The sequence below is a fragment of the Siphonobacter curvatus genome (genome assembly GCF_002943425.1).
Lineage (GTDB): Bacteria > Bacteroidota > Bacteroidia > Cytophagales > Spirosomataceae > Siphonobacter > Siphonobacter curvatus.
Window position 1 is genome coordinate 667905 of sequence record NZ_PTRA01000001.1, and the last position, 17128, is coordinate 685032.

Here is a 17128-nt window from a genome sequence, read left to right on the forward strand (position 1 = left end):
CCTACGGCAGCCGCAATGCGGTGGCCCAGAGGAGGCTGTCGTTAGTCGTGGAGAGGTCCAGCCTGGAAGGCTTCCGGACTATCGAACAGCCCTATCTATAGCACCAAACCCCGTTTAAGGTGAATAACGAAGCTTCAAAAAATCAACACAGTATGGAATGAAGAGAAGTTACTAGCCAGAACAAGGCCCAGATACATTCTAGCCAACCGCTAGGCCTTCTGCATCCACTCCATAATCTGAATCACCTCACAGGCTTCCCGTACATCATGCACCCGCAGGATCTTCGCTCCTTTTTGCAGAGCAATCGTATTGAGTACCGTCGTACCGTTGAGAGCTTCGGCGGGGGAGATACCCAGTTTTTTCCAGATCATACTCTTGCGGGATAAGCCAATCAGCAGCGGTAACTGAAAAATTTGCAGGGCTTCGACCTGAGCCAGTAGCTGGTAATTCTGATCCGCATTTTTGGCAAAACCAAAACCGGGGTCCAGAATAATATCTTTAATACCAGCCTGCCGGGCCAGATGTACCCGTTGAGCCAATTCGTCGATGACTTCCGTCAGCAGGTTTTGGTACTGATTCATACTGCCCATCGTCTGGGGTGTCCCCCGCATGTGCATGAGTACGTAGGGAACGTTGAGTTCGGCGACGGTGGTAAACATCGCCTGGTCCAGTAAACCACCTGACACATCGTTGACCATTACTGCTCCCGCTTCAACGGCCCGGCGGGCAACGCCCGAGCGGAAGGTATCCACCGAAATCAGGGCTTTAGGAAATGCTTTTAAAATGGTATCTATGGCAAGTACAACCCGACGGACTTCTTCTGCTTCCGAAACTTCGGCCGCACCGGGCCGGGTGGAGTACCCGCCAATATCCAGAAAAGTAGCTCCTTCAGCAAGCATCTGCTGAGCTTGCTGGCGAATCCGATCCGGGTCTTCAAAACGGCTACCGGCGTGGAATGAATCGGGTGTAATATTGAGTATTCCCATCACCACCGGCTTTTTCAAGGATACAATTTGCCCCCGGCAGTTGAGCGTAGATGGGGTAGAAAGAAGTGCTTGCATAGCGTAAAATTACGATTAGAAGGGGCTAAAAAGGGCCTGAAATCCAATTCTGACAACTATATAATAGCTATTCAGGAATTTTCCCGGAAATATCCAATATTGACTTTGGCAATACGCGAATCGTGGGCTATTTTTGCGGGCAAATTTGCAATCTCCCAGTAACTACTCATATTCAATGGCAAACGCAGTCAATAAAGGTAAGATTACCCAAGTGATCGGACCGGTTGTGGACGTGAGTTTCGAAGAAGAAGGTTCGTCCTTGCCGGCAATCCTTGATGCCCTCGAAGTAACGAAACCCAACGGTCAGAAAGTGATCCTGGAAGTGCAGCAGCACTTAGGCGAAGATCGCGTACGTGCGATCGCCATGGACGCGACCGAAGGTCTGTATCGGGGTATTGAGGTGCTTCACTTTGGTACGACCATTGTAATGCCATCCGGCGATGCCATCCGTGGTCGCCTCTTTAACGTGGTAGGTGATGCCATCGATGGTATGCCACAACCCAGTGGAGAAGACAGTCTCTCCATTCACCGGAACGCTCCCAAGTTCGACGAACTGGCTACTTCAACGGAAGTATTGTTCACGGGTATTAAAGTAATCGATTTGCTCGCTCCTTACGTAAAAGGGGGTAAAATTGGTCTGTTCGGTGGTGCCGGTGTAGGTAAAACCGTATTGATCCAGGAGCTGATCAACAACATTGCTAAAGTATACGGTGGTTTGTCCGTATTCGCTGGTGTAGGTGAACGTACGCGGGAAGGAAATGACCTGCTTCGCGAGTTTATCGAATCAGGGGTAATCAAGTACGGCGAAGCCTTCAACCACTCCATGGAAGCAGGTGGATGGGATCTGTCGAAAGTAGACGACGAAGCTTTGAAAGATTCCAAAGCTACGCTCGTGTTCGGACAGATGAACGAGCCTCCGGGAGCACGTGCACGGGTAGCCCTTTCGGGTCTGACCGTAGCTGAGCACTTCCGTGATGGCGACGGCGAAGGTCAGGGTCGCGACATCCTGTTCTTCATCGACAACATCTTCCGCTTTACGCAGGCTGGTTCTGAAGTATCGGCTCTATTAGGCCGGATGCCTTCAGCCGTAGGTTATCAGCCCACGCTGGCTACCGAAATGGGTGCCATGCAGGAGCGGATTACGTCAACCAAGCGTGGTTCCATTACTTCCGTACAGGCCGTTTACGTACCTGCGGATGACTTGACTGACCCCGCTCCGGCAACGACGTTTGCTCACTTGGATGCTACCACGGTATTGAGCCGTAAACTTTCTTCGCTAGGTATCTATCCCGCCGTGGATCCGTTGGATTCAACCAGCCGTATCCTGAGCCCGGATGTATTGGGCGACGCTCACTACGATTGTGCAATGGCCGTGAAAATGATTCTGCAACGCTACAACGAATTGCAGGACATTATCGCCATCCTTGGTCTGGACGAATTGTCAGAAGAAGATAAACAAACGGTATCACGGGCTCGTCGCGTACAACGCTTCCTGTCTCAGCCCTTCCACGTTGCCGAGCAGTTTACGGGCTTGAAAGGTGTATTCGTTTCGATTGAAGAAACCATCAAAGGCTTCAACAAAATCATGTCGGGTGATTACGATCACCTGCCAGAAGCTGCATTCAACCTGGTAGGTACGATCGAAGACGCGGTCGTAAAAGGGGAGAAACTGCTGGCAGAAGCTTCTAGATAGTTTACAGTTTTTGGTTTTCAGTTGACAGCGAAAGCTTGGTGAGCCTTTACAGTCAACTGAAAACCGCAAACTGAAAACCGCAACGGCGGCCGCTGTAAACTCAAAACAGAAGACTGACTATGTTCATCGAAATCATTACTCCCGATAAGAAAGTTTTTGCCGGAGAAGCAACTTCGGCTTCATTTCCGGGTACGCAGGGTTCCTTCCAGATCTTAAATCATCACGCCCCCCTGGTGAGTACACTGGGTAAAGGCGAAGTGGTTGTGGAATCGAAAGAGGGCCAGAAAACGTACATCGTAGATGGGGGCGTAGTGGAAGTACTCAACAATAAGATTCTGGTTCTGGCCGAAGCCATTTTATAAGAGCTGTGCTAACGTATCGTGCGTTAGTTGCTGATAGTCCCGCAAGTTTTAAAACCTGCGGGACTATTTTTTTTGCCGTTTATCCGAAAGCGGGAATTTGGTAGTTTTGCTCCGAAAATATTCGGATGAAGTTCGGCGTTAATGAAGGTATTTCAAGTACAACATTCCATGAAAAAGCGACTACTGTTTAGTTTGATCGGGGCCCTGCTGCTCGGAGCTGTACAGGCCCAGGTAACGGTGAAACCCCGGGTGGAAGGGCAAACGGCCGCGGATGTGTTCATTACCAAGGTAGAGCTAACCAGCCAGTTTACCATTGTGTACATGCGGTACGAAGATCCGCCATTGAATATTCAGGACCGTTGGTTGCGAAAACTGAATCCGCAAATGCAGGAGACTTCGTACAGCAACGTCGCTGTTGATCCAGAGAGCGATTTACGGGTGAATCAGAAGGGGAATTTGTACTCATTCAAGTTCATCAAGGCCGTGGGCATTCCGGTAAGACCCGATAAACGGGATGTACAGCCGGGGGACGTGATTAATTTTGCGGTGTATTTTGAACGCCTCGAACCGGGCATGGAAGATTTTGATCTGTTTGAATGCCGGGATCGGGCAAACGGTTGGCGGTGCTGGAATTTTTATCACATACACATCAAAAATCCAGCGGACAAAACGAAAAAGGATACAAAAGCTCCAGCGGTTGCTCAGGCCTCTAAAAAAACGGCTGAAGTCGCCACGGTACTGCTGAGTGGTCAGGTGTACGACGCCGTAACGAAAGAACCACTGGAAGGGAAAATCGCTGTGTTGCGGGCGGGAGCGAAAGCAGACACGCTTCGAACCATCGGTAGTACGGGCGTTTTTCGGAAAAACGTGCGACCCGGAAGTTACCAGCTTTCGACGGTAGTACCGGGTTACGAAACGATGACGGCGACGGTGACTGTGAAGGATAATGCCGTAGAAAAAGACTTCTATTTACGTGCTGGGAAAAAACAGTCTGCTCCACCCGTAGCGACTGCTCCGGTTAAGCCAACACCTCCACCCGCGACTACATCATCGTCTATGGAGGATTTGAAAGCGGAAGTAGGCTCCAAGATTGAATTGAAGAACATTCTTTTTGAAACGGGCAAAGCCGTACTACTCACCGAATCGCAGGAAAATCTGGCTCAGGTGGTTGCTTGGATGAAGAAAAATCCGACGGTTGAAATTCGGCTCGAAGGTCATACGGATGCCATCGGCGATTCGCAGAAAAACATGGAATTATCCATCGAGCGGGTAGAAACCGTTAAACGGTACCTCGTCAATAATGGCATTAACGCCTCGCGTATCGAGGCGAAAGGTTTCGGCGATACGCGGCCGCTGAGTACTGCTAAAAGTGATCAGGAACGCAAGGTAAACCGACGGGTTGAACTCATCGTAACTAAGAAGTGATAGATCAGGTAGAGACGCGGTTATCGCGTCTCCACTGCTTTAAAACCTTCCGATAAAGTGGTTCCCCGCAAATGCAGCGAAGGGTTATAGTACGGAGAGCAGGGCAGGGCTGCATCCTGGCAATTACTCCAATAGCCCTTGATGCCGTGAATTACGCGGGGATCGTCCGTGGCGACGTACATTCGCTGGCCCTGTAACGGGTAGGAAGTCAGTTGAGCCGCCGGATACGAATCAGGAAATACCAGCGGACTGGCTTGCCGCTTGAAGGAGGCATACAGCAGGGCCAAACTCAATACGCCAACGATTCCAAAACGGTACAAAGCCGGGACGGGCACGCGATAGGGAAGATACCCTACGACTAGAGCCGCGATGATGAAGCCCATCCCAAAGCGGAATTCCGGAGCCGAGATGAACCAGAAAGCTACCCCAGCGTACGCCGTCACCAGTACCCAAAACCAGTTGGGGTACTGCATCAGAAAAGCAACCGTCTGTTTCCAGCGAAAACTGGCAAACAGCGGCCAGCCAAACAGAAATACCAGCAATACTTGATCGGGTACGAGTTGTTGGGTAAACCAGTACGGTACCCAGCTGAAATCGAATAGGCCCTGTACCGGACTAAGTTTCGTACCGCCCGAAAGATTCAGTAATCCTTGTTCAATGACGATTTTAGGTACTTTCCAGTCGAACGAAAACCAGTCGAGTACGGGGGAAGTCGTAGGGTACAGGATGTACCCCGTCAGAATTACATTGGCCGTCAGCCACCAAAGCAGGGGGAGCAGTCCTACTGCAATCAGGCGGGGAAGGAAGGCGTAATCTTTCTTGCGAAACGCATCAACGAATAAAAGAAGGGAAATGAGTAGGGCAACGAGTGTACTCATTTTGATGGTAAACGCCAATAACGTCAGCCACACCATCAGCAGGCGTTCGGACGAATTGGCGGGGGCCTCCATTTGCCGGATCAGCAGGAAAAAAAGTAAACCTACCAGCAACTGAGCCGGGTGGTCGGGACTCGGCGAAGCGAGCCGCCAGTGCGAATGCCAAAGATACCATACCCCCAGTACCACAATGAGTACTTCACTGGGTTTGAAGCGTGTATTTTGCAAAAGAAGTAAGGCCCAGCACCAGACCACCGCCATGAGCCAGCCGTTGAGTACGTGAAAGGCATCTCCCCCCAGAAATCGCAAGCTGAAAAAAGCCTCGGTTAGAAAGGAAGCGTTGTTGAAACCAAAGCGATAGTTCACGTTCGCTAGTCCCGGTACCACGGCATATTCCGAGATCCAGCGAATCATGGGAGCGTGGTATCCGCCCGTATCCGCCACGCGGGGCAGGTGCGTCGTACGGGTCAGAATGACGAGAAAACCAAGTATACTTACGCCCCAGAAAAGCCAGGAACGCGGGAGTTGCAGCGTACGAACGACGCTAATCCAGTACTTTCGACGAAGCCAGCCGCTTATCAATAGTCCTGTTAACACAAACAGGTGGACCGCTTGCCCTACGGGGATCAGTAGCCAGCAATACCCCAATCCATTCATCAGGCCCGCCCAGCCGAGTATAGCCAGAAAAGGAAGCGGTACCTCCAGAGAAGTACGGCCCAGTTTCTGAAAACCCATTCGTACCAGATCGCCCGCCAGAAGACAAAGCAGCGAGATGTACAGCCAGAGCAGCAGGGTAAGCAGCATGAGAAAACAAGGTTAAACCGGGGTAACACAAATGGCTGATGCAAGCACCAGCCATTGTTTAAAAACCGTACAAAGATACGCTTACTTCCGTCGGGAATCAATGACTACGCCCGCGACGATGAGCAGGATCAGGGCAATGTTACTGACCAGATCAATCGTCATGCCGGTTTTCCAGACGGGGGGATCGAACTTGAATTCAATCGTGTGCGTACCCGCCGGAATGCGTAAACCGCGTAAAAGGTAGTTCACCCGGATGTGCGGCACTTCCTTGCCATCGATATAGGATTTCCAGTCGGTATTGCCTTTATAGAAAATCTCCGAAAATACGGCCAGCTGTTCGCTCTTTGCCTTACTCTCGTACTTGAGTTGGTCGGGCTGGTAGGCAACCAGTTGAATCGTATTCGTAGAATCGTACTGAAGGGTCGTCAGGCCTTTGAGATCACCCGCGTACCGTTGATCAATCAGGGCCGTTTGTTTGGGATTGAGCGTTTGCAGGGCCGTCATTTCCGCATTGGCATCGGGAACCAGACGGTAATTTTGCACGAACCAGGCATTACCCAGGGCTTCGGGATTTTGCTGGGCTACGTCCTGATTGCTCTGCGGATCGCGTTGAATGACGTACTTGGCGTTGAGCATGTTGATCACGCCCATGAAGTTTTTGGGCAACGCATACTCCATCAATTCCGAGTATCGCTTGAGTTTAGCCGCGTGATAGCCTCCTAATGATTTGTGGAAGTACGAAGCGTTGGCATCGCTCATGAAGTAACCCCGATTATCCAACACCCGATAACTCAATCCTTTATCCTGTAAAATCTGCTCATCCACGGGCGAAGGGGCAATCCGCTCCTGTGCCTGCCGCTTGGTGGTAAAGTCGTCGTTATTGAAATACCGTTTGTCGATGAAGAAAAGATCGAAGTACGTTAGTGCAATCAGAACTACGACTAGTACCGTTTCTTTTACCTTATTCGTCACGTACAGCCAGACCAAACCCGCGGCCAGTACGATGAAGATCAGGGTACGTAACGCATCGGCCCGGAGAATAGAACCCCGGTCTTCAATCATAGCTCGCAAAACATCCGGACCAAAAGCGGGATCACCGAACATTTGTCCCAACTGAGCACTCTCATTGGGCTTACGTAATTCCAGTATGGAAGGACCTACCAACCACAACAGCAGAGCCAGACCACCCGTGAGAGCAAAGCTGGCAATCAGGCCCGTTTTGATTTCAGCAAAGCTGGGTTTCCGACTCAGTAACGTTTCTATAGCCAGTACCGCTAATAAAGCCAGTAGGAATTGGATGATACTGAGGGTCATAGTAACCGCCCGGAACTTGTTATAGAGCGGGAAGTAATCGAACATGAAATCACCAAAAGCCGCAAAGTTTTTACCCCAGGCAATGAAGAGCATTAGAAAGGTAGCCCCCAGTATCCACCACTTGATCCGGTGTTGTACTACAAACAAACCCAGCACCGCCAGGAAAATAAGTACTGCTCCTGCATAAGCCGGACCACCATTGATAGGGAGATCGCCCCAGTAGGTAGGCATACCCCCTTCAACAATCTGTTTGGCCTGAGCTGAATCGAGTCCGCGTTGCAGCAGTAATTTATACATATCGGAACCGTCCGTTAACGGTTCACCAGAAGCTCCACCATAAACGCGGGGAATAAGCAGGGTTAGCGTTTCACCAATACCGTAACTGTACTCAAACGCATAACTGCGATCCAGACCGTTTTGGGGAGCGGTAGTGGCTGCTGGAGCCGCCTGGCCGGGTTGTGTCGGTTTGGCCAGGGTAAGTTCGGTCTTGCCACGAGTGGTCTCTTTCGTATAATCAAGCGTAACGAGCAAACGGCCGCCGTAACTACCGATACCAATGGCCGCCGAAACCGCCAGGACAATACCCGCGGTAATCAGGTTTTTGAGTCGACCTTCCTTAATCTGAACCACGGCTTCCATAATAATATAGGGAACCAGGGCCAGACCGAAATAGTAGGTAATCTGTAAGTGATTCGAGGCTAGTTCCAGACAGAGAAACAAGGCCGTAACCGCTCCGCCGATCCAGTATCTACCCCGTAAAGCCAGCATTACCCCAGCCAGAATACCCGGCATATAAGCCAGAGCGTACATTTTGGAAACGTGTCCGGCTTTAATGAAAATCATGTTGTACGAACCAAAGGCAAAAGCTACGGCTCCGAGTACAGCCAGCCAGCGGCGTACGCCCATGGTGGTCAGCAGTACGTACATGCCCAGCATCATCAGAAAAACGATGCGGATGGTTTCGGGAATGATGAGTAAAGTAACGGCTACGGTCTTACCGACGAAGGTGTACGGATAATCGCCAGCTACCATGTAGGCGGGCATGCCACTGAACATCGAGTTAGTCCAGAGAGCCCAGCGGCCCGTCGCTTTGTAAAATTCATTGAGTTCCTGAGCACCCGCCTGGGCCTGCTGAATATCGTGCATACCCAGCACCTTGCCCTGCAAATTGGGCGAAGCGTATAGAGCAGCGAGTACAAACAGAACCAGTAGGGCGAGTAAATGAGGGAGTAACTTGCTTAGCGTGGATTTCATGCGTGCAGAGATAGAAACCACAAAAATAGAAGATACGGCAGACTGTGAAGCGTTGCAGGAGAAAAAGGTTTACTCGACGGAGACTATAGCAGAGAAAACGTACGACGTACCCTACAGAGAACGGATAAACTAAATACTAATCCTAACAGGAGATAATAAGCAGTCGTTTTCCAGAATGATATGAAAGGTGCTCTTTCGGATTTCCAATCCGAAAGAGCCGGGTACTACAGAAAACAGCTGCGTAGATACAAGCGATAAGGAGCAGGCAGTTTTTAAAATAAATCCCCAAAGCCGCTTTTCGGATTTGTAACCCGAAAAAGCTAAGATTGCAAATCCGAAAGAACCTCCTTTACCTAACCTATCTGATGACAGTTACAGAAAAATTAAAATCACTTTTAAACGAACGTTACGTCACTGAAGAGGACGAAGTATATGAGATTGTACTCAAGCCTGGCTTGTCCGAGGAAGCTATGGCAGACTTAGGCAGTCGATTGCCTAAAGGATTTATACCTGCTGAAATAAAGGAGCTTTTAACGTTTACAAGTGGGTTTGAATTTTATGGGGTTGAAGAGGTACGATTCAATGTCGTTGGAACATTCGGTATGGAAGATTTTTTTCCTCATGCAGTACAACTCTGTAGCGATGGATTTGGAAACTACTGGATTCTAGATATTAATCAGGATGGAAATTGGGGAGTAGTATTCTATGTATGCCATGATCCAGCGGTGATTGTCAAGCACTCGGAAAATCTAACGCAGTTTATGGAGCATCTGGATGACTTCGGGAAAAACAAGAGTAACGCTCATCTGGATACTATTCACGAAACAAGAGTATTCGAAATTTGGGAAAACATGGATTCATGGAATGGCAACAGGCGATAGAAAGCGAAGATAGGCTATTGAAAACCTTTGCATTGACACTCCCCGAAACCTTTATGATTGCAGATTTACGCAACGCTACCAATGGAGCTGGGTTTGCTTATGGAAAGTTCACCAAGACTAGTACAGCTATAAGACACAAAACTGAATTAATATGGGCGATAGAAAAGCCACTGAAAAGAAGTTTCATGGCAAGATTATTTGGTAAATGATCTGATTAAATGTCTCTATCTTTTGAAATGATAATTTGCATACAGCAGTGTATGCTAGTCGGGAAACTAAAAGAAGCAGCAAAGTGGAGATCAGAAAAATCTGAATTATTTTTTTAAAAGGACGAATGAAGTTATCATTAGGAAACAAAGCGTATTGAGCTGTATACTTGCTCTTAAATTTTATCTCCACCACCTGACCATTTATGTTTTACCGATCGTTATTGACATCATTCGTTATACTCTCTTCTTTTTCCTGTTTTGCTCAAAAGAACTATCAACCCGGTTATGTGGTAATCAATAAGTCGGATACTGTGCGTGGCTATATTGATGATAAAGACTGGAATGAAAGCCCAACTCAAATCTCTTTTAAAAGAGATTTGAAACAAAATGAAGAAATTATTACTTCGGACCAAGCTCTAGCATTTTACATCGCTGCTGAAAAAAAGCTTTATGAGTCTCATCGGTTGCGTTTATTATTAGTGACCAATGATATATATGCTTTTGTACCTGATACCTATTTAGAGCAAACATTATTTCTGGAAAATATATACAAAGATCAAACGGTTAGTCTATTTCGTGGCAAAAGCCCAAATGATCACCGCGAACGCTTCTTTGTTCAAAAGAAAGAGGTTTTTCAAGAGCTTATTAATTTCAAATACAATAAAATTAAAGAGGGTCAGCAATATGCGGTAGAGGTAGCGGAATACAAAGATCAGCTTACTCAATTAACCGCAGATGCTCCTGAATTTTTAATTTCTTCTCCTGCTTATTTTGCGAATAGTCTTATCCGTCACCTTAGTTTATACAATGAAAATCTAACGGGTACGAAGACACTACAAAAATCTATTGATCGTAAAATCGCTGTTTTTGTGGGAGTAGGGGTCGGTGTAGAACGTCTGAATAGTTATGATTTAAATAGAAAAGAAAGTTATTTGACAGGCGGCATGACCTTACGAGTGAATATGCCCCGTAATAATCAAAATGCTTATATAAAGCTCAACTACTTTCTGATACCTGGAATGTATTACTATAACTTTTTTATGGCGAAAGGAGAGCCAAGAATGGGTAAAGCTTGGGAAGCAATGGTAGGAAGTTATCTAGGCAGATCTAAAGTCCAACCCTTCTTTAGTATTGGGTTAGGCCATTATTCTATAAAACCTCCTAAAGAGATATATACTCCTGCTTTTAGTTATACCATCTTGCAACCGAGTGCCGGAATCAGTTATAAAAAAAGACTTGAACTAGAAGTAGCTCACTTTTCTCGTTTATTTTTCAAGATGAGAGAAGAAACGCCCTTCTTTATCCCTCCCAGAATTTCTTTAAATTATTATCTAAAAATTAAATAATGAATGAGCCTACTGCTGGATAGTTTTTCTGCTTTAAATATCTATCTTTCTTTTGAGAGACACTCTCTAGGACTTTTAGAGATCAAATTCTTTTGAAGATTAAAACCAGGCCTGTTGTAGTTGGCTGATTTACCACGCATTGAGTTTTGAGGGTAATAAAAGTAAGAGTATAAGATTAGAACGTTCGCGTTGGCTTGGTCTAGTACTTTGTGGGACTGGTCATGCAGCATACGCCCTAAGCAAGTGACTATCTTACCAAAATTCGATAAGGGTGTATTCAACTGATAAGTTATAGAGTTCGCTGCCTAAAATCCTGTATAGTGAGCTAGTGCTACTGATTGTTAAAAGCTAAGCCCGATAATAAAGAAAATACGGAGCTATCTCTTAAAGGCCGTTACAGTCCGACTCATAACAAAAAAGGCTTACTTCTCTAGGGAAGTAAGCCTTTAAATTGGGACCATACGAAATTATTCTTTCGTCGAATTTTCGATATTCTCCCGAATTTCTTTAGATGCATCCTTGAATTCACGGATACCTTTACCCAGCCCCCGTGCGAGCTCGGGAATTTTCTTGGCTCCGAAAAGCAGAACAAAAGCCCCTACGATGAGGGCGATTTCGGGTCCTCCCATTCCAAACATAGCGATGGTCGTTTTTTAGTGAATAAAATTGCTAGGATAAAAGTACACACTAAAACCATTGCTTGTTTAGTGCACTCGTTCTATTAGCTAAGAATCAGGCTAATTAGTTTCAAAAAAATGAAAATTTAAGGTATTCTTAATCGAAAATAGCCCTATTGTTGCGGATTTCCACCGGCGGCGTATAGACTGTTGGCCCAAGCTTTGGCGTACTTCGCCCGTAGAGATTCCGTCTTGATTTGCATATCAATCAATTTACTTTCCTGCGTGTTGACCAAGAAAAGCGTACTCTCACCGATGTCAAATTTTTGCTGCTCAGCCCGTACCAATAGGAGCTGATTGGCCGTTGCCTGACCTTGTGTTTCGGCCTGTTGCTGCAAGGCTCGGGCTTCATTGAATACCTGCCGAACGGTGATCGTAATCAGCCGTCGCGTTTGTTGCTGATCAAATTGCGTGTCGGCCTGCTTGATGCGAACCTGCTGGAGTTTACCCCGTTCTTTCCGTAGAAATAGCGGGAAACTCACTTCAGCCCCTACTTTATAATTGTTGGTAAGCCACCAGCCCGCGTCATAGGATTTGCCGATGGCGACGGGTTCCCGGATGAAATTATAATTCACGTTAACCGTCGGTAAAAGCTGATTTTGCCGGAATCGCCGCTCAATATCCAATTGCCGGAGTTTAAAATCCAGCTTAATCAGATCGGGGTGCTGGCGGCTAGCCCGGGCCAGTAACTCGTCGAGTTGTTCCTGGGTAGGCTCAGGAATGGTAACACCGCCCGGAATCGCATTCTCGGGTAACTCTACCGGTTCATTGTTCTCGTTCCAGAGATTATTGGAAATGCCCAGTCGTGTATTCTGAAATTCCAGCAATGCGGCCTGGTAGGAAGCCAGTCGCTCCTGTACCGTAATTTTAGCCTGCACGGAATCAATAGCGGCTAAGTCACCAATTTCCACGCGTTGCTTTACCGCCCGATAGCGAATATCCGCCAGATTAAGTCCGTCCGCCGTAAATCGAAATTGCTGGTAGGCAAAGTACCAGTCCCAGTACGTTTTGGCAGCATCGTACATGGTTTTGTTAATCACTTTCTGGCGATCCGCTTCGGCAATATTCTGGAGTAGCTTGGCCTGTTGTAACGTCGAACGGCGAGCATCAATCAGCAATCCCTGGGCCAGGGGTACACTCAACCCTGCATACACCAACCCGGCATCGGGCGTGTAATACTGCGGATTGATGTATGGCCCCGTATTCCGGTCATAACCCGCCTTCAGGTCAATACCCGTCCAGGTCGGTATTTTCAGCGTATTCTCCCAGTGATTGTAGTATTCTTTATCCTTATACTCTTTTCGACTGAAGTCCGAGGTCAATTTCGGATCGAACATGCCGCGAGCCTGTAACAATTCCGTACGGGCGTCGGCTGGAATCAAATCCGCCTGCCGTACGACGGGATGATATTTTAAAATCAAATCCGCGTAATCAGCAAAACTGAAAATTCGTACCGAATCCTGAGCCCATACAGGGGCTACTAGGGCTGTCCAAAGGAAGAAAGCCCAGGTAAAAACGCTAGTTCTGGACGGCAAGACCGTAGGTGCAAGCCCTCTCAACCAGCGAGCCATTAAAAACCTCATTTTTTCGCCCCCTTTCCGGCGTAATCGCCTTTGGGCTCCTCTTTTAAGCTCGGTGGGAAGCCGTTAAGTTGTCGCCAGATTTCGTACCATACGGGTACGCTGTCAAGCATAACCCAACCGTACACGCCCGAACCCAGTCGCAACTGAGCAGGCCAGGGGTGATCCCGCCGTTCTTCCACTTTTTCCGTAACCAAAATCCGGTATTCGCCACTCGTCGAGTTCACCTGATCGATGACGGCTACGCGACCGCCAAACGTACCGACACTTACTGAAGGCCAACCCGAAAACTGTAAAGCGGGCCAACCATCAAACTGAATCCGTACTTCACGACCTTTCTGAATCAGGGGAACGTCCATAGCTTTGATGTACAACTCGACCGCCATCTGCGGATTTTGCGGTTGTAGGGTACAAATGGGTTCCCCTTCTTTAATGGTTTCACCCACCCCGGCTTTCAGAGCTTTCACCACGATACCCGACTGCGGAGCCCGCAATACGTACTGATTGCGTCGAACATTGACGTTCGCTACTTTATTCCGTAGCTCGGAAAGTTCTTTCTGGCCATCGCCGAGTGATGAAACGGCCGAACTACGATCCGACAACGATTTGGCAATTTCTTTCTGGTAGTCGGCATCAATCGAGCTGAGTTCGATTTTGGAGTTAATCAAATCCTGCCGGGAAATATTGAGTTTATTCTGGGCAGAAACCACTTTTGCCTGAGCGGCCTGGAACGTAAGTTCACGACCTTCGAGGTCGGTTTTTGAGAACAAACCCTGTTGGTACCCTTGCTGGAAACGCTCAAAACGAACCTCAGCAATTCGAAACTGAATGCGCTCATTAGCCAGATCAACGCTATCCGACTGAACCTTAGCCTGTGCCTGTAGCACTTTGTTGCGGGCTTTTTCCAGACTAAGTCGCAGAGCATTACGCAAAGCGGCTAGCTGATTTTCCACGGCTTCAATTTTATTTTCGTACCCATCCACGGCCGTTTCCTTGGCATCGACCTGTTCAGTTAGACGAAGGGGCAGGTTTGGATCGAAGTACTCATCCTTGATCTCAGATAACGTCAAGATGGTGTCGCCCTTTTGTACAGCCTGACCTTCGCGAACGTGCCATTTTTCGATCCGTCCGGCAATAATGTTTTGTACCGTTTGCGGACGGTCCTGGGGCGTTAGGGCCGTGACCGTACCCGTTCCATTGATATTCTGCTGCCAGGGCATGAAGAGTACAATGAAGAGTACGGACAGAATACCCACAATCCAGCGGGCCAGCTTCCGGCCCGTCCGGTGGGTAGAAAGCGTCTTGAGGGACTGGATTTCGTTTTCCGGTAGGTCCGAATCCACTCGTTTGGGAGATATATTGAGCATGGTTTGAGTTGAATTAAGTGTTCTCAGCAGCTGAAAACAAAGGACTAATACGGCCCGTCACTGACGATTTTCCCATTTTCCAGAATCAGTACCCGATCACAGGCCGCTAACACTTCTGGATCGTGCGAAATGGTGATGAACGTCCAGGGATGAGCTTTATCGCATACAAACTTGATGAGTTTTAGCTTTTCATCTCGGTCGAGCAAGCCATAGAAGTCCGTGAACATCAACAGTTTGGGGCGTTCTACAATACAGCGGGCGGCCGTAACTTTTGCTTTGAAGCTTTCCGAAAACCGCTGACCCTCAGCCAGCATTTCGGTATTGATTCCATCGGGGAGCTGACCAATTTTATCCGTTAGTCCGAGGTTTTCAAGGGTCCATCGGAGGTCATCCAATGAAACATTCGTACGCCCCATCGTAATGTTTTCGAAGATGGTTCCGTCAAAAATTTCGTCGGGGGCCACGTTTTTCGCCACCGCGTTCCGGAAGTCGTTCAGGTGAATATCTCGTAGCGAAAAGCCATTGACTGAGATGCTGCCATCGTATTCCGTCATTAAACCGCTCAGCAGGGTTAACAAAGTATTTTTACCGCCTCCGTTTGAACCCGTAATCGCCACCCGTTCACCCTGTTTGATGGAGAAACTCAGGTTTTGAAGGATGGGACGCTTGCCATCTGGGTAGCGGAACGTAAGGTTATGTACTTCCAGAGCCAAGTCCTGCTTATTGATCGGCATACGTAGGCCTCCTTCCCGTTCGAGCGGCAGATCCGTAACGTTACCCATCTTTTCGGTGGCTGTAACCAGATCAAAGATGGTATCGATACTCGTGATGAGTTTTTCTACGGAGCTAACGATCAAGACGATAATGATATCGGAAGCAACAAACTGACCGAGTGTAATTTGGCGATCTACCACGAGGAAAATACCTAAAATCAGCAGGGCTGCGATGACCAGAGTCTTGAAGGCCACCATGTAGTAAAAAATCCGCAACAGAATTTTGAAGTGCTTTTGCCGGTACAGCAAGTAACGACTAACCAGTTCATCCATTTTTTGGACGGGAAGGTTAGTATTTCCAACTACCTTAAAGCTGAACAAGGTACGAGCAATGTCTTCGAGCCACTGAGCCACCTTGTACTTGTACTTGGATTCATACAGACTGGTTTCCAGACCTTTACTGGCATTAAAACGAAACACCAGAAAGATGAGCAAAATAGTCAGTAACCCGAATACAATGAACATCGGGTGGTACGCAAAGAGCAGCAACAGACCAAAGGCAATTTGGATGACGGCCCCGGTAATATCGATGAGGATTTTGGGTAAGGCCTTTTGTACCGTGAGAATGTCGAAGAAACGGTTCATCAACTCCGGTGCGTAATACCGGTTGAGAGCTTCCACTTTAATTCTGGGAATCCGGTAGACAAATTCGAAGGCCGCTTTTGCAAAGATGCGTTGTTGCAAAACTTCCACAATCGACACCTGAACGATCTGCAAAATACCCGTAATGAGCGTACCCACAATCACCAAAGCTGCCAGCAGATACACGGAAGAAAAGACCAGCCCCCCCTGAATAAGCCCTACAATGGCCTGACTACCTAGAGGCAAGCTTAGTGCAATTAATCCGGAAACGATGGCGTAGAGGTACAGGTAATAAATGTCCCGCCGTTCATTTCTGAATAACTGCATGGTACGCTGCCAGGGCGTCATGGGCTTTTCGTCCGTACTGGCATCGTCACTGGCGAGGGGTTGAATCGGAAACGCCGTTAGGAACAGTACCTTCCCATTATCGTTTGTTGCGGGCGTCAAACCTTCGCCGCTGATGAGTTCGGGACCATGTTCCGTAATGGCGTAATGATAGGGCTTCCCTTTTTTCAAATCCCGGCCCGCAATGATGGGACGCATGTCGTCTTTTGAAGTCTGATCAAAGAAGACAAAGGGATGCTCGCTGTTTTTTTTCCAGTCCCAGAACTCGTTTTCGGCTTTTTCGTGCTTGACCAGAGCCAGATTCACACTAAAGGCCTGTTCAATCAGATCTCCTACGAAAACTTCTAGTGTTTCGGGTTCATAGGTAGAGGCAGAATGATTAATAGAAGCAAGCGTTGGGGTTTCGGGGAAAAAGAGTTCGGCTAGTTTCCGAACAGTATGGTCTAATACGGGAATGGTCATATAGTTAAATATTCAAATGAGGGTTCACTTGAAAAGGTACTCCGTTTAAAGTTGTAGGTTTTGAACCTATTGACTTCATATAAATCAGTGCCAGCATGGTGCTTTACCAATCATGACT

13 protein-coding genes are annotated in these 17128 nt (G+C 47.8%); 6 read left to right on the forward strand and 7 right to left on the reverse strand.

Going from position 1 to position 17128, the window contains the following annotated elements; translation table 11 throughout:
- Positions 1–209 precede the first annotated feature (209 nt).
- Complete coding sequence (gene folP / locus C5O19_RS02725) at positions 210–1061, reverse strand: dihydropteroate synthase (RefSeq protein WP_104709801.1); 852 nt, start codon at positions 1059–1061, stop codon at positions 210–212.
- Between the two features lie 175 nt (positions 1062–1236).
- Here folP and atpD point away from each other — a divergent pair, with 175 nt between their 5' ends.
- The 3 genes from atpD (at position 1237) to C5O19_RS02740 (ending at position 4541) form a co-directional block, all read left to right on the forward strand.
- Entirely contained in the window at positions 1237–2754 is a 1518-nt protein-coding gene (atpD, locus tag C5O19_RS02730) for a F0F1 ATP synthase subunit beta (protein ID WP_104709802.1), read from the forward strand.
- 119 nt (positions 2755–2873) lie between these two features.
- Positions 2874–3116 (forward strand): ATP synthase F1 subunit epsilon, encoded by a 243-nt coding sequence (gene atpC / locus C5O19_RS02735; protein ID WP_104709803.1) that lies wholly within the window; start codon positions 2874–2876, stop codon positions 3114–3116.
- A 168-nt stretch (positions 3117–3284) separates the two neighbouring features.
- Complete coding sequence (locus C5O19_RS02740; protein WP_165795920.1) at positions 3285–4541, forward strand: OmpA family protein; 1257 nt, start codon at positions 3285–3287, stop codon at positions 4539–4541.
- A gap of 20 nt (positions 4542–4561) precedes the next feature.
- Here C5O19_RS02740 and C5O19_RS02745 read toward each other — a convergent pair whose 3' ends face one another.
- Both C5O19_RS02745 and C5O19_RS02750 read right to left on the reverse strand, forming a co-directional pair.
- The gene (locus C5O19_RS02745) at positions 4562–6220 is read right to left on the reverse strand and encodes an LIC_10190 family membrane protein (protein ID WP_104709805.1); all 1659 of its coding nucleotides are present in this window, start codon (positions 6218–6220) and stop codon (positions 4562–4564) included.
- 81 nt (positions 6221–6301) lie between these two features.
- Positions 6302–8788 carry a glycosyltransferase family protein gene (locus C5O19_RS02750; RefSeq protein WP_104709806.1) on the reverse strand — a complete coding sequence of 829 codons (2487 nt, stop codon included), beginning with the start codon at positions 8786–8788 and terminating at the stop codon, positions 6302–6304.
- Between the two features lie 365 nt (positions 8789–9153).
- Between C5O19_RS02750 and C5O19_RS02755 the strand changes: the two genes are divergently transcribed.
- The 3 genes from C5O19_RS02755 to C5O19_RS02760 all read left to right on the forward strand — a co-directional run bounded on the left by C5O19_RS02755 (position 9154) and on the right by C5O19_RS02760 (position 11224).
- Complete coding sequence (locus tag C5O19_RS02755) at positions 9154–9669, forward strand: SMI1/KNR4 family protein (protein ID WP_207766379.1); 516 nt, start codon at positions 9154–9156, stop codon at positions 9667–9669.
- A complete protein-coding gene (locus C5O19_RS26155) occupies positions 9648–9878 on the forward strand; it encodes a hypothetical protein (RefSeq protein WP_207766380.1) in 231 nt (76 codons plus the stop codon). Before C5O19_RS02755 ends, C5O19_RS26155 begins: the two co-directional genes overlap by 22 nt.
- Positions 9879–10189: 311 nt before the next feature.
- The gene (locus C5O19_RS02760) at positions 10190–11224 is read left to right on the forward strand and encodes a hypothetical protein (RefSeq protein WP_165795921.1); all 1035 of its coding nucleotides are present in this window, start codon (positions 10190–10192) and stop codon (positions 11222–11224) included.
- 467 nt (positions 11225–11691) lie between these two features.
- Here C5O19_RS02760 and C5O19_RS02765 read toward each other — a convergent pair whose 3' ends face one another.
- The 4 genes from C5O19_RS02765 to C5O19_RS02780 all read right to left on the reverse strand — a co-directional run bounded on the left by C5O19_RS02765 (position 11692) and on the right by C5O19_RS02780 (position 17010).
- Entirely contained in the window at positions 11692–11862 is a 171-nt protein-coding gene (locus C5O19_RS02765) for a Sec-independent protein translocase subunit TatA/TatB (protein ID WP_102201177.1), read from the reverse strand.
- A gap of 152 nt (positions 11863–12014) precedes the next feature.
- A complete protein-coding gene (locus C5O19_RS02770) occupies positions 12015–13436 on the reverse strand; it encodes a TolC family protein (RefSeq protein ID WP_165795922.1) in 1422 nt (473 codons plus the stop codon).
- Positions 13437–13480: 44 nt separating this feature from the next.
- Positions 13481–14848, reverse strand: a complete 1368-nt coding sequence (locus tag C5O19_RS02775) for an HlyD family secretion protein (protein ID WP_104709809.1) — start codon at positions 14846–14848, stop codon at positions 13481–13483.
- 44 nt (positions 14849–14892) lie between these two features.
- Positions 14893–17010: a peptidase domain-containing ABC transporter gene (locus tag C5O19_RS02780; protein ID WP_104709810.1), complete on the reverse strand. Its 2118-nt coding sequence runs from the start codon at positions 17008–17010 to the stop codon at positions 14893–14895.
- Positions 17011–17128: the final 118 nt, after the last annotated feature.

Coding starts and splice junctions, on each gene's coding strand:
- folP (WP_104709801.1), bottom strand. CDS start 1,061: ATGCAAGCACTTCTTTCTACCCCATCTACGCTCAACTGCCGGGGGCAA.
- atpD (WP_104709802.1), top strand. CDS start 1,237: ATGGCAAACGCAGTCAATAAAGGTAAGATTACCCAAGTGATCGGACCG.
- atpC (WP_104709803.1), top strand. CDS start 2,874: ATGTTCATCGAAATCATTACTCCCGATAAGAAAGTTTTTGCCGGAGAA.
- C5O19_RS02740 (WP_165795920.1), top strand. CDS start 3,285: ATGAAAAAGCGACTACTGTTTAGTTTGATCGGGGCCCTGCTGCTCGGA.
- C5O19_RS02745 (WP_104709805.1), bottom strand. CDS start 6,220: ATGCTGCTTACCCTGCTGCTCTGGCTGTACATCTCGCTGCTTTGTCTT.
- C5O19_RS02750 (WP_104709806.1), bottom strand. CDS start 8,788: ATGAAATCCACGCTAAGCAAGTTACTCCCTCATTTACTCGCCCTACTG.
- C5O19_RS02755 (WP_207766379.1), top strand. CDS start 9,154: ATGACAGTTACAGAAAAATTAAAATCACTTTTAAACGAACGTTACGTC.
- C5O19_RS26155 (WP_207766380.1), top strand. CDS start 9,648: ATGGAATGGCAACAGGCGATAGAAAGCGAAGATAGGCTATTGAAAACC.
- C5O19_RS02765 (WP_102201177.1), bottom strand. CDS start 11,862: ATGTTTGGAATGGGAGGACCCGAAATCGCCCTCATCGTAGGGGCTTTT.
- C5O19_RS02775 (WP_104709809.1), bottom strand. CDS start 14,848: ATGCTCAATATATCTCCCAAACGAGTGGATTCGGACCTACCGGAAAAC.
- C5O19_RS02780 (WP_104709810.1), bottom strand. CDS start 17,010: ATGACCATTCCCGTATTAGACCATACTGTTCGGAAACTAGCCGAACTC.